7 protein-coding genes are annotated in these 14,400 nt (G+C 49.6%); 2 read left to right on the top strand and 5 right to left on the bottom strand.

Annotated features, from left to right (window positions below; translation table 11 throughout):
* Nucleotide 1 precedes the first annotated feature (1 nt).
* From FS818_RS20775 to FS818_RS20760, 4 genes are all read right to left on the bottom strand, one after another.
* The gene (locus tag FS818_RS20775; protein ID WP_145334310.1) at nt 2-1,285 is read right to left on the bottom strand and encodes a vWA domain-containing protein; all 1,284 of its coding nucleotides are present in this window, start codon (nt 1,283-1,285) and stop codon (nt 2-4) included.
* Nucleotides 1,286-1,461: 176 nt separating this feature from the next.
* A complete protein-coding gene (locus FS818_RS20770) occupies nt 1,462-4,035 on the bottom strand; it encodes a transcription initiation factor TFIID (RefSeq protein WP_260989931.1) in 2,574 nt (857 codons plus the stop codon).
* Nucleotides 4,036-4,048: 13 nt separating this feature from the next.
* Nucleotides 4,049-7,438: a tubulin-like doman-containing protein gene (locus FS818_RS20765; RefSeq protein ID WP_145334308.1), complete on the bottom strand. Its 3,390-nt coding sequence runs from the start codon at nt 7,436-7,438 to the stop codon at nt 4,049-4,051.
* Between the two features lie 239 nt (nt 7,439-7,677).
* Complete coding sequence (locus FS818_RS20760; RefSeq protein WP_145334306.1) at nt 7,678-9,471, bottom strand: vWA domain-containing protein; 1,794 nt, start codon at nt 9,469-9,471, stop codon at nt 7,678-7,680.
* Between the two features lie 263 nt (nt 9,472-9,734).
* Between FS818_RS20760 and FS818_RS28960 the strand changes: the two genes are divergently transcribed.
* Nucleotides 9,735-9,884: a hypothetical protein gene (locus FS818_RS28960; RefSeq protein WP_186331757.1), complete on the top strand. Its 150-nt coding sequence runs from the start codon at nt 9,735-9,737 to the stop codon at nt 9,882-9,884.
* Nucleotides 9,881-10,816, top strand: a complete 936-nt coding sequence (locus tag FS818_RS20755; protein WP_145334303.1) for a hypothetical protein — start codon at nt 9,881-9,883, stop codon at nt 10,814-10,816. Before FS818_RS28960 ends, FS818_RS20755 begins: the two co-directional genes overlap by 4 nt.
* Nucleotides 10,817-11,734: 918 nt before the next feature.
* Here FS818_RS20755 and FS818_RS20750 read toward each other — a convergent pair.
* The gene (locus tag FS818_RS20750) at nt 11,735-13,288 is read right to left on the bottom strand and encodes a DEAD/DEAH box helicase (RefSeq protein WP_145334301.1); all 1,554 of its coding nucleotides are present in this window, start codon (nt 13,286-13,288) and stop codon (nt 11,735-11,737) included.
* Nucleotides 13,289-14,400 lie beyond the last annotated feature (1,112 nt).

Here is a 14,400-nt window from a genome sequence, read left to right as displayed (position 1 = left end):
GTTAAAATCCTTTGCTACGTGTATCTCTTGGCCGCCTACCGAATCCTTCCGCAGATGAAGTTCCACGACCTGCATCCCGGCGCCCTTTGCTCTTGCGTGGTGTGTTCTCTTTAATCGGAACAATCCAGGAGAAGAGGGTAAGTACACCTGACAGGATTAACATCGCTCCCAATCGAACGAAAGCATCACCCACACTTGAACCATCTAGCCCCCACTCCAGTAACAGTCCGGCTAATAAGCCTGATACCGCACCGCCCACACCAAAACTGAGCGCAAGATGACGGTTATCAAACACAAGTCCCAGTGATACGCCAAGCGCCACACCGATCAACAGCAAAGCCACAACACGGAAAATGGCCAGATACATACTGTGTTCCATCGCACCTGTACGCTCCGTCACGAGAGTACGTTCATCAATCGTATCGTAAATCTGCTGGAACGCTACATTCAGCCCACCTGCGTCAGGTACATCATAGTACATCCCGCCGGTTTGCTGAGCAATGCTCTTGAGCAAATCCGTACCCGAAGGGTCTACGAGGCTCAAACCAACGGTATGGATGGCCACCTGTTCCTGTGCATACTTTGGTAAAATGCCTGAGATATCAGCATCACTGAATCCGTCAGATAACAGAATAACGACTGTTCCCCGTTTCGGATCTTGTTTACCTTCGATCAGTTTCATGCCTTCCTGAAGCACTGCATCAAAATTCGTCCCCCCGGACGTCGTGACAATGCTGTCGATTTTACTATTCACTTCACTTTTGGCGGCTTCACTATCTACAGCGATGAACGGTTGTAGCAGCTGCGGTTGGTCATGAAATGTAATCACCGCCACCTGTTTGTCACTCTCCATCTGATTGATGAGCGTCTTGGCTGCTTCAAACCGTCCGTTATTAGGGTCAGTCTCGTTCATGCTACCCGAATTGTCGATCATCAATATGATGTCTTTGACCTGTTTTGCTCCGCCCGGATTGATCTGGTACAGCAGTTGCAATCCCATCCCCACAATCAGGAGCAGTGCTAGCGTTGCAGGCACAAGCAGCTTCCAGGACAAGCTGAGATACCTGAGCTTCCACGAAGCACCGTTCAGTCTTGGTGAGATCATCTCTGCCAGCAGGCAGAACAGTCCAACACTAAGTGCTAATACGCCAAAGTATAGCCCCATCAACAGCAGGCGTGGCATCTCGCCAAGCCACTGATGCAGCATGATTTCTCCTGCCGCAAAACCCACTGCTCCGCCAATCAGGCTGAACAGCACCAGGAGAAGATTGATTTTTCGCTGCATGTCTACATGCATCCTTTCTCAACACCCGCAGAAGCGGGCTGACTTAGTACCCACGAAATATAGAAGGACTCCTCTGCTTAATCTAAGCAAGTTAAACTTAAAGATGGTTTACCTCTACACTCCCTTAACAGGATGCCCCTTCCAACGTACATTGTGCTTTATGTTTTTTCATTCCGCTACCGAAGCGGAGATAGTTTCTCTGCTAGCTCCGCAGGGTGAAGCTCATAACCATTTTCCGTATAAGAATCGTAGTACACCTTACCGTTACGGTACACCATAAGATCTTCCAAATGGAACCCGCCCATCAAGTTAAGCTTCTCCACTCCGCTACTACGTTCCTCATAGACTACACCCAGTTTATAAATGCGCGAGGTTTCCTCGGCATGTGCCGCATAGTCCATAAAAGCACTGTGATGGTCTCCAAAAAAGTACTTCTCTTCGTACCGGTGCTCTTGCGTATAGTCGAACACCCTTATTCGGACAACGGCCTGATCTTCTAATGTACGATACAGCCTGCGGAATAGATCATCGCGGGTCAATACATCCCGATCCCTGTACGTAATCGTTACATTAGCTCGCTGCAGTAGTTCCTCTTCAAACGACAAGCGAAGCGGTTCCGCGGAAAGCAACAATTCACGGCAAACTTCCATCAAGCGTGCAAGCAAACGGTCACTGCCTTTTATCGCAAGCTCATTTATGTCTCCCATGTAGCGATCTTCGAACCATACTTCCCGTCCCCGTCTTGCCTCCAGATCGGCGATCAGTTCTTCCGTTACTTTGCCGTAATACTCCATAACGTTCTGACCAATATATTCGTCAGCGGCGGCAATACTCTCTTCCGCTGCTTCACGCAATGTACGCTCCAGTGCTTCAAGTGAGGTTGTAACTTGACGACTGTAGCGATGCAGTTCTTCCATTTCCGTATCGTATATACGGAGCAAATGCAGTTCATTTTCCAACCTTAGCAGGTCTACCTTAGGTTCGTATACACGTTCCAGTAAACAATCGATTAGATTACGCACGTTCTGCTTGTCACGGAAGAGCGCACGTTTGATCGGTTGATCCTCTACCCGCTCTTGCTGACGCTGCTCCAGCAGTGCCCGTGCGGATTCGAGCTGCATCGATTTGTCGCGGATCAGCGCGAGCAGGGCTTCACGAACACTCCCCGGCTCACCGTCGCTCCAGGCAGCCCACTGAAAGTATCCTATTTCGGGATATTCCATATGAGACTGCTCGGCCTGACGGCGAAGGGCCCCCGCAGAACTGCGCTCGCGCACACGCTCCTGCACCGGACGAACAACGTTTTCACGGAAGTAAGCCTCTGCTCCTTCTCCATACAGCGCTCGTTCTGCTTCTCTTAAAGAGAGCGGCTTGAGTTCAGCAAAGCTGCGGTTATGCGTCATGATGCCGCTCATGCCACTAACGAGGTCTTCGCTTGGCAACAGCCCCTCCACCTTACGTTCCACGGAGGGGGCATCCAGTCCGAAAAAGGTCATTTTGTCCTTGATACTCCAGTCCGGTTCCTGTTGCATCCGGCCAAGCAGATAACGGTACAGATGATACAGCACGGTCAGCGCAATCGGTTTGTTCGGCCGCCTGATCTCGGCAAAACCTGCACTGGCATACCCATGCTGATCCGAGGTGGTACGGATATTATTTTTGAACGACGTATTATTGTAGGTATTTGCGCCCGTGCTGGCGATGGCACCCCGATCTTCATAGGTTTCCTCCTGCTTTCGGTTCTTCAGCAGGCAGATGCGGCAGATGATCTCGGCATTTTCAATCCAGCCGCCGGGTACACCGGTGCCACGTTCGTTTTTGTCCGAAAGTACATAGACCAGATCAAACAAAGGCGCTGCAGGATGAGTTACGGGAATAGATATCCCGTCCTCCGTCACCAGCAACTTGCCGCTGAACATGTAATCCAACGATTGCATGTAATCCAGCTCCCGCAAAAAAGCAAGGCCTGCGGCGCTGGCATATCCGAAGGAATCGACCTGCTCCATCTCGCTAACCAGCACATGCAGATCCGTCTGTACCGACTTGAAGGACTGTGCCAGGATGGTCTCAGCCAGCTTTGTAATCTCCGGCAACAGTACATTCAGCGGATCATCGGCCCGGGTAATGACGGTTACGTAAATTCGATCAAAGGACGAGTACAGACGTCCATAGTCAGCAATACGGTTGCTTACCCGCCGCATCATTCGATTTAATCCAAAAAGCGCCGCTGCCGACTCGTGAAAGCTACGATGCACATCCTTGCGCAACGTTTTGGAAGAACGCCGCTGCGACTGCAAGGTGGAGAGTGGTAAACGGTGGTATGTGACCTGATCGTTTTCATATGATGACTCAGCCCCGTAACCTGATTTTGCTGTTTCCTGATTGTGAGACGAATTCGTTGCAATAATTGCATCAACTGGCTTCAATATGTTTGAAGGACTCGAAGCACTCGATGCATTTGCCGAATCGGCTTCATTCGATGCATCATCTGTCCCAATGTGCACGTATACTACACCGTCTTCGTTATCCCACTTCAATTGGTTAATATCATGCACAGCGGACACCGCAGGTTTCACCAGATCACCGACAAAAAGGAACAAGGCCGGGTAATGGATGCTACTGCGTCCATCCCCTTGGCTCCCTTGGCGTTCCTGCTCTACGGCATAACGGATGGCATATTTCTGAAGCTCACGCTTGAGTGCATGCCTCATTCCGTTTTCCTTTTGCTGCATATTCATTGGTACATTCATACCATCAGCCACCTTATTTCAGCCTTCTGCGAATATCGTTCAGCTTCGACGACATCGTTCTGTAGAACTGGTAGATGTCTTCTCCGTTCGCGAGCTCTACCCGTTCATACTCCAGACGATCACGTGACTCCATAAACAGTGCCGCCAGGTCATCCAGCTTGCTCAGGAGCGGTGTAATATCCTCGGAAGCGGTCAGGTCGTTGTCGCGACGGGAGGATTTGCGTAGCAATGTGCTGCGATCCTTCTCGGACAGGCCGCGGAAGTTGCCAAACACTTCGTATTCAGCAAAATTACGGCTTTTCATCAGGTTAGCGAACGGTTCCCATGCGTCTTCCTCCGGATCACGGTCGTAGACGTAGAGTGCACCCTTTTTAACAATCGTATCGGTATAGAGTGCTTCGATAAAGCGATCATACCACTGCTCCTCATCCTGATACTGTGCGAGAATGCCTTCCAGTTCAGCCACTTTTGCAGTGATCGCATTCATCTTCGCCAGTTCCTCACGTACCCGCGCGATAAGCTGCGGAGAGCGTACAAGGTTTTCTTTCGCCATATCTTCGTTAATACTTCCGAAAATATCCTTCGTATCTACCCGTGGTAGCCCTTCGGATTGCAGACGTTTCAGTTCAAGGACCGCCCGTTTCACTTCTCCGAGATTCGGTGCATTCGACGTCAGACGCATGTCATATGCAGCCAGCTTGGCGGACAGATCAAACGGTTCCGTCGTGACAATCGCATAGCGGTTACTTGTATTTTCATCCACGGATTTGGCTACAACAATCTTATAACCGAGCGCCTGCTCGAATTCACTGCGAACCCTCGCGTTATATTGCTTCACTCGGGTATTCTCGTACACATCTCCCCATGATTTTTCCGGGATTGGAGATGGCAGGTACGTCCAGTTATTTTTCTCCGTCTGCACCAGATGGCGTCCAATACCCTCTTTGTCCAAAATCGTGCGTTCATAACTCTCTTCATAAACCTTGAGCGGTGTGTATACAAACAGCGGTACCCCGTTGCGCGTATTCAACCAGAAAATCCGGTTCCGCACTTCGCTCTCTTTAACGGTAAAGTGCGATTTGCCTACGGCATTGTTCTGGTAGTTCCGAATCCCTTTCAGGATACCCGGAGCCTGTGCCGGCACGGATACAAATCCCCAAGAAGGAAAGTGCAGACTGCCTGTGCTGTTGCTCAGATTAAACACCGGCACGGCCTCGTCATCCAGCTTGCCTGCGATGAAACGTTCCACGAATTTCTCAACGGACTCGTCTTTCCCGTATTTGATCACCAGGAAGTCCTCCATGGAACGAGTAATGAGATCACCGAATTTTTCACTCAGGAAATCAGAGATGGAGCTGACGATATCAATCTCGTTTTCCTTCACCCACTGGCTCGAATTTTCCAGCAGCTCACGCGAGAAGTCGCGGATCAGATCGTCCGTGTCGCGTTTGTCCAATAGTCCGTCCACCACGCTCACGATGTCCGGTACACTTACCACGTTCCAATAATACGTTTTGTTGCCTTTGTGATCTGTTTGCTCTTCGCCGCGTGTCAGCAGATCGCCGTTCTTGGCAAAGATAGAACTGAGCGCATTCAGCGTCTCGGAAAATACGTTATAAATGCGACTGTTCTCTTGATTCAGCAGTTCATACAGGTCTTCATAGAACTCAATCATCTGGTCGTTGCGTTCCACATCGGCGTGCAGCCAGTATTCATGGATTTTCGCTTCAATATAAGCATTCTTTTTCTTCTCTTTGGAGACAAAAGCGCTCTTCGCATCGCCAAGCTTCTCTTCGGACTGCTCCTGAGCTGCTTCAATATCGCGAGGGATACGGAAGGCATTTTCGCGCAGCGTTTCGATGTACGACTGAATCATTTTCAGTACACAGAATCCTTTTTCGGTATAAATCAAACGAGAGACATAGAACGGCCCCTGTTCAGGATGCAAAAACATACGCCGGATCTGCTCGGTAAACTGACCCGCAATCTCGCCCGGAAGCTGCTTCTTCGCCTTGATATATTCTTCACGGGCACGTGCCAGGAAGTTCTGTTCCAGTTCCGTATCCATGTTGACGACCTGGGATTTCACCACGTTGCCATAGGATAGACGTTCGCTGTTCTGGTAACCCGGCAACGGTTCAGGTACGCGGGATTCGAAGGATTTAACTACACTTTCGAGATCAATACCCAGCTTACGTGCAAACTTTTCGGTATCCTCCTGATTCGGTGCTTTCGAGAACATGGTGCTCATTTTGTCAAACATCCGGTACGCCAAATATGTGGTCATCTCTTCAATCGGCAGTACAGCCGAGGATGCACCGATGATGTTGTAGTCGTAGTTGGCCGGGTACACTTTGTTCATCTGTGCGATGTTGGTGCGAATGTTGCTGATATAGTCGTGGATCGCAAATTCCTCACCCGATTGTTTCTCTTCACTGGAGATAAAGTTGGTGATATTCTCCGCCGTGACGTTCATGCAATAGTCGTAGGCATTTTCCAGCAATTTGCCTTCCGTATTCGTCGCCGAGATCAGATGACACAGGTTAAATGGCGGCAACGGTGAGTTCACGGCCAAAATGTTGCCGTACTTCTGGGTAAACCGCTCACCGCGGCTGTCCACGTTCATCCAGTAATCCAGCTCTTTGAGCGCGGCATACCCGTTCTTGCGAATATATTCGCGTGTGTGTTCGCTCAGGCTTTTGTTAGACAGGTTCACGTCAGGCGTGAACAGGTAACCAAGCGTGTTGACGCGGTCAATTCCGGCAGAGCCGTGATCCCGCTCGATGATGCCGCGCACGATATAGGAAATATCGAGGAAGCAACCGCTACCCGTACCACCGGACAATCCGGTGAGCAGGAATACCATCAGTTTTTTGTTTGTGCCAACGGATAGGGTTTTGATTTTTTTATCGATGGCCTGTACGACTTGATTGATCTTCGTAAACAGAAGCAAACGTCCAGCCTGACGCACCCCTGCGGCTCCGTTCATACCGTCCGTGATGCTCAGTTCAGGAGACAGCCAGTCTGTAATGTACGGCTCCAGCACGCTTCGATTTTGCAAAAGACCACCAATCTCGGCATTCGAAAGCAGTACAAATTCGTTGATCGGATCAAGGCCGATGCCTCTGTATTTCTTCGCGCGATCCTGTTCGTTTGTTTCAAACGCCAGAAATTCAACATTGTCCGGCTTCTCCATCTTTTTCTTGGACACCGGGTCCTGTGGCAGTTTGAAACGACGGTTGATCTGATATTTCAGACGTAGCAGCGCGTCAATTCCCGTTCCTCCCAGACCGATAATCAGAATCGGGTTATCAATCGTATCGACCCTGATTTTCTCACTGACGATACCCCCGCCAAGTGATACATCCAGTTGCTGAATATGTTCTCTAACAATCGGTTTCATTCAATATCCTCCCTGTAATTCAATTAAAAAGACTAGAAATATCATTTACACTTGCCACTCCGATGACAGAATAATCTTACGATCGCTGTTATCCCCGGATATCTTTGAATATGTTTTTCAAGGTTGATATCCGGTGATAAAGGCGAACGCTTCGCTTCTCCAGCTTTTTTCTGTCCTCTCCGTTAACGTGTAAATTGAAATCTGTCTTTTAAAGCTCTCATTCACTGAGCTCTAACACGTTACACCAAATACTCAATCAAAATCGTTTTATCCGCCTGTTGCAGCGGGATGCTCAGCCGATCACCGTTCTTCAGTTCAACGCCTGAGCTTGCATCCACCGCACGACCGGATTTCTCCAGCGTACCTCCTGCGGTATTCCGGATGATCAATCGGTCCCCATTGCCAGGGGTGAATATATATTTCTCGGTTTCCTTCAGTTCAGGGTCGAGTTGCAACAATTGATGCAGGTGGAACTTGCCCCGGAAGGATGCCAGCTTTTTGTATTGCGGATAGGACTTGTCCCCGGTGTTCTCATCGCGGATCTCCACGATAATCTGACCGACAAAGCCGCGGTTTTTGCGTTTCAGCCAGCCCATCAGGAACCAGCCTCCCGCCGCCACCATAATAAGGGCAATCACACCCAGGATGACAGGCAACCAGGGGAACGGCTTGTCGTTCGCAGCAGCTGGCGTTGTCGGTTTTGCCTGACTTCCGCCTGTACCCCCTGCGTTGATGACGATCGGTGCGCTTTCACGGTAAAAGCTGTCTTCCTCTGCACGGATGACCAGTTCATAGTTGTGATTGTCCGGCACTTCAAAGGTTCCGGCGAAACCGGAGCCCGTGTTCTTGAGCGGTTGCTCTTCACTCTTGCCTGTGTCCTTGTCATTCACGATCAATGTAGCCTTCATGTCCGCATACAGGTCATTATCCTGTAACGGCTGACCGCCATTTTCCAGCCTCGCCGACAGGTCGATCTTGTCGCCTTTCGTATAGGACTTGGTCTTAATTGGGTCCGCGACGAGTTGAAGATCGTAATTAAACAGCAGGTTGATATCGATGCTGTCTTTCGGTGCCCCTTTTACCCGAAGCTTCCAGTCGCCCTCCTGAGGTTTCAGCAGTTTTACGAGTGAATAACTTTTGGACGTGGACAGCTTGGCCTCATTTGAATTCAGGTTCACGTTTTTGCCTGAAGGATCAGTTAACTGTATTTGCACCGGCTTCGAGGACATGATGGAAATATTAGCTTCCAGCACGCTGTCATTCGGCACGTTCACGGTAACTTCCTGATAACTGCCGTTTCCGGTTACGGAAGGCAGCTTCACCACATTCAGCTTGGCATGATCGGCGAAAATTTCACTTAAAATCTGCGGCAGATCATCCGGTGTATCGGTGATAAACGACTTGCCTTTTGTTTGTTTGGCAAGGTCTGCGAGTGCATTTTTGTTCAGCTTGCCATCGGCATTCAGTCCGATCGTGTAGACTGGAATACCTTTTGCTTGCGCATCCTTGACGGCTTTCGCCAGATCCGCATCCGACTCGGCCTGGGTGCGTCCTTTACTTTTGTTAAAATCGTTATTGCCATCCGCCAGCAGTACAATCATGGGCGAGTGCGACGGGTCGGCACCATGGTTCAAAATGTTCATGGCTTCCGCAACACCTACGGATATATCGGTGTATGGGCCTCTGCCAAGCTGGTCGATAAAGTCTTTCAGATTGCTTTTATCTGCGTCAGACTGAATCTCAAGCATTGCCTTTTCCCGCTCAACCTGATCGGTGTAAGCCACGATACCTACTTTATCGCCGACGGTGGGTAGCATATCTATAAACATTTTCATCGCTTCGTTACTGATCTTGTCGCGATCACTTGTATTCATCGAGTTGCTGACATCGGCTACAAGCACCGCGTCGATTCCACTCGTCTGTGCCTGAGCCGCTTCCGCTTGAGGAAGCATTGCTGAAGGCAATAACAAAGTTAGTAATGTCAGCAGAACCAGGGTTCCGCTGAGCCAGCGTATTTTGCGTGTCCGCAGCATGGGATGTACTCCTTCACGTTTGAGATTAAAATGCGAATAGTTTATTATAGGCGTCAAGCCTTAAGGAAATCTTAACAGTCTTCTAATAAAATCTGAAAAGCACCCCTATTCTGAGTTACAGTTTTGTAATGTTTGACAATAATCGACGATTTTAGGGTTTTTGTTGGAAGTTTTACTCCAACTATGGAAATATGATATAGCTATTACCAACAAACCGCAATATAACAGCGCTTGATCTTCAAGCCTTAGAAAGGAACGGAATTATGGTTACATACGTATGCCTCGCCATCATGTTTCTTTTTGTTATGATCAAGGTGATCACGTTTCAGGTTCGTAGGCGCAAACCCGTCTCTCGCGAAGATACCGATCGCACGTTATACAACATTCTGAATGGTGGGCGTGATGGAGCATGAGTAGTACGAGAAAAGTAGTATCCATCCGGCCTTTCTATCGAACGACATACGCCTATCAAAAGTTGCATATCTGCAAACGCTGCGGGCAATATACCTGCCTCTGGGAAGATCAGTGCACTTCCTGCGGACGTAGCACACTTGTCACCGTAGAGGAAAAAGCAAGTTCACGAGTAAAGCGCAGGATGGTCCGTGATGTTTTCCTTGTTCTCTTGATCGGCGCCGCAGCTACTTATTTCGGTGAAACGCTGGATCAGTCTATGATTGCTGCTACGGTGACGCTGTTACTGCTCGGCGGTCTGATCTTTATGCAGCAACGCTCATTCCAGGTTGAACAGCGCCGCGAAATGAGACAGTTGCTGCGACTGGATGAAGAGATCATTCGCCAAGGGATCAATCGAAACTGGGCGCTTGTTGCCGAAGCGCGAAAAGAAGACGAGGCACTCGCCTATGAGATGCTGCGCGAGATCGGCTCCCTGATCTATAACGACCGGATTCGGCTACAACAGATCGCGTTACTGCAATCCTTCGTGTTACGTAGCGATATGGACTTGCAACTTAAACCGCTATTGCTCCAGAACTTCGAGCGCCTGCTCGCCGAGTATATTGGCGAAATTGCGAGGCTGAAGCCGGAATTGATCCGTGAAGACGCGATTCGGTATATCGCCACGTATGAGGTTCACATTTTACAACTGCATAATGGCATCCAGATTCTGACCTCCGTAGCGTCAGCTGCCGTGCGTAAGAGCAAATATATTGAGCTGTTTCCCAGCCTGATCACCCGCTATGCGCGCTTCATGCCTAAAGACCGATTCATGCGTCTCTATCATACAATTGAACGTTATCCGACCAAAGCACGCGGTGGACTCGCGGAGTCCGTCGGACGAGTGTATAACGAGAAGTACCGGGATCAGTACGCTGATGTCCGTGGGTGACTGTCTGTGCAACAAGCCAGTCTATATCGTAACGAGACTAGGATAAGTTCAGATTCGGATTCGTAAAAAGTGGGTGCATCGCGTGTAATACCCTGTTAACCCGTTAGTGAAATAATGCAAATCAGCTCCCTAACTATAGACGAACGGTACACCAAGCTTCCCTGCATTTTTGGTGACCTAGCAGCAAGATATTGTGTCATCTTTTCATCATATAAGTTTTAAACCAAAAACACCCCGTCCTTAGGTCTAGGATGAGGTGTTTTGTCGTTCTGGTTCATATTGCGCAGATTCTAACGATCACAGGGGGGCTTATTTCGGCTAAATTGGTACTCTAGAAATCCTAACGATCTCCACGGAGCCTATTTCACTGAAATCACCACGATCCGCCCTTCATTTGCATCTTTTTGGTTAGATAGCGTCTCTCCTGATCGTTAGAATTTTCTACTCTTCAAAAAAGCCCAAATAAGGTTTCTCGTGATCGTTAGCGCTCGGGATTGAAAGAAAACGGTAGTTGGGTGAGGTTAAAAGCTGACTACTATGTAATGTGATAGAAGGTGATTATCGCGGCAGCTGAAGGCAAGCATTTGACAACATGGAAGTAATAAATGGACCCACTTACAGTGATATTATATCAAAACCTAGCAGTAGTGTAGCCACCATAGCGTGGTGATTGTACAACGAGTGAGGGCTGGAGTGAGGTTCACATCGTGTGAATAAGTGCATGTAAAATAAGGGCTGTGCCGTTGGTTGTAAAAAAGGGCCGCGACGTGTTTCCGTCGCGACCCTTGATTCGAGCGTTCGGTACGATGATGTACCCGAACGCTCTTGATATGAGCCATGCGGCATCCGCTACTGCGGTGGCATGGCTATGATGCTTCTAGCGCAAGATGCGGCTGCATCGCCGCTTGCGCCAGTGCGTTACCGCCCGCGACGAGAATCGCGGCGGTCGCCCCTGCTCGGACCGCGTCCTGCGGAGTCCGAGCGGCCCGAACCAGCGCCACCGCGCCCAGCGGTGCGCTTGTCGGCGCTGCGGCCGGCCCAGCCGCCGCTGCTGCTGCGCTCTTCGCCGCGGCCTGCTCCACCGCGGCCGCCTTGGCTTGTGCCGCGGCTACTGCTGCTGCGCGCCGATCCACGGCTCGCGCCACGCTCGTCACCGCTACGGCCGCCACTGCGTCCACCGCTACGGCCACCTTCGCCCCCGCGTGATCCACGACCGCCACGTCCACCATCTCGGCGGTCGTTACGTCCTGCACCGCGACGGGCACTGCCTGTCCCGGCAGTACGACCGCCGCGCTCATCATTGCCCTCGCTATTAATTACGCGGCGAGAAGCTCCCGTAGAAGCGACCGGCCCTTCGCTTGTCCATTGGATGCGATTCAGCTTCTGATTCGTACCTTCCTCGATTCGAGCAAGCTCTGGTCTATCGTGCTGTGTTGCAAACGTCACCGCAAGACCCGTTCCACCAGCACGACCTGTACGACCGATACGGTGAATATAACTTTCCGCATCATGCGGAATATCGTAGTTAAATACGTGGGTAACCCCTTCAACGTCCAGACCGCGTGCGGCAACATCTGTAGCTACAAGGATTTGCAACTTCGCATCGCGGAACGCCTTCATGACATTTTCCCGCTTGGATTGGGACAAATCCCCGTGAAGCTCGTCACTTTCATATCCGGCTTCACGCAGATCTTCGTTCAGCTTCGAAGCACGGCGCTTCGTGCGGCAGAAAATAATAGCCAAATACGGGCGATACGTATCAATCATGCCACGAAGTGCATCAAACTTGCCACGATCTGTACATTCCAGCACCTGCTGGCGAATCTGATGAATCGGAATCACGGATTTCGAGGAAACTTTCACGTCCTCCGGGTCTTTCATGTAGTTCTTTGCCAGTACACGAATGCCTTTAGGCATCGTTGCCGAGAACAGCATCGTTTGACGTTTATGCGGCAGTTCGCGCAAAATGGTCTCTACATCGTCCAAGAAGCCCATGTGTAACATCTGATCCGCTTCATCCAGCACCAGTTTTTTCACATTATCGAGTTTCAAGGTACCACGGCGCAGGTGATCCAGAAGCCGCCCTGGTGTTCCTACAACGATTTGCGTTCCGTTTTGCAGCTTGCGCAACTGCTTTTCTACATCCTGTCCACCATACACTGCAAGGACATGCAGCTTGTCATCGTTCGCGGTCAGTTTCTTCGCTTCTTCCGTAATCTGCAATGCAAGCTCACGCGTAGGCGCAATAATCAGTGCCTGCGGAGAGCGGTCGGATACGTTAATTTTCTGAATAATCGGCAACAAAAAAGCCAGCGTTTTTCCTGTGCCTGTCTGCGCCTCGGCGATGATATCACGTCCACCCAGCAGTACGGGAATGGAACGCTCCTGTACTGGAGTTGGCACGGCGATGCCCTGATGTTTCAGCACCTCGCACCATTCCGGGCGAATGCCCAGTTGTTCAAAGTTTGCCAATCGTTACACCTCTGTATATTCATTTAGATAAGTTCATTCCATAGAAGACCCTAGCCCCTGGAAATGCATAGGCATCTCCGTCTGAACTTGATTGAGTCTATGTCATTGTCTGAGTCGGCATACGAGCCGGATATTGGCGTCCGTGTGCCCGAGTTCTGCATCTGAACCTGATTCTCTACTCCAATCACACCTGTAACTGCAGTACACATCCCGTGAGTCCAAACTAGTTTTCCTGAATTCAACTCTGATTATGAAATGAATTTTTGAAAAGCAATCATTCCGTTGCTCTTCTTCTCCATACCCTGTAGTTTACACGTTCATCCAGCAAAACAAAAGCGAAACTGAACTACCGCGCCAACTTGTAGCATAAATGTATCGTAAAAAGCAGACGTTTTTATGCATATTTCACACGAGGCGCGTATAAGCCGGACTTAGGGAGTACGGAACACAGGGGTATGGACACAAAAATTTGTTTTTCGTAAATCATGCGACACCAACTATTTCTACACCACCACGAAAGTTTCTACTATGATGAACGTAAACAAGGATAGCCCCCACATATTGCTGAGCATCGTAGGTAAAAATGGAAGTGAATAGACCAACATTTCAGAGCTACACAGCAAAAGAGAGCTATCACTATGCAGTCTACCACAACATTCATCGGTTTAAAGAAAAAATTTCGGTGAGTGCGTTTCTAGCTTACAACCGCTCTCCTTGATGAAGGTATACCATGTGGTAACCAACCCACGGATAGCAGCGTGCCAACCGTCGCTCGCATATGGACCCCCGCGCTTAGGGCTTCGGACAAATTTGTAGCATTTTGTGCTGGGCTTGACTAAAACGTTCATAGTAACGATCACCACAGAGCTTATTTGCCCGCAATATGCTTTGTGCGAATTCTAACGATCACCAGGAAGCTTATTTCGTCAAAAATCACGAAAATCCCCACAAAAAGTAGCGAAATCAGTAAAATAACGTCTCTGGTGATCGTTAGAAATGAAAATGGCCCAAATTCGCCTAAATAAGCTCTCTCCTCGGTTCAACCCCTTAATATTGGACACTAGCTAGCTTTTTCTCAGATTGACGCATCATAACGCAATGGATTTGGGCTC

Source organism: Paenibacillus xylanexedens, from assembly GCF_007680605.1.
GTDB classification, from domain to species: domain Bacteria; phylum Bacillota; class Bacilli; order Paenibacillales; family Paenibacillaceae; genus Paenibacillus; species Paenibacillus xylanexedens_B.
Note: the sequence above shows the minus strand (reverse complement) of the source record. Positions and strands in the feature narration are given on the sequence as shown.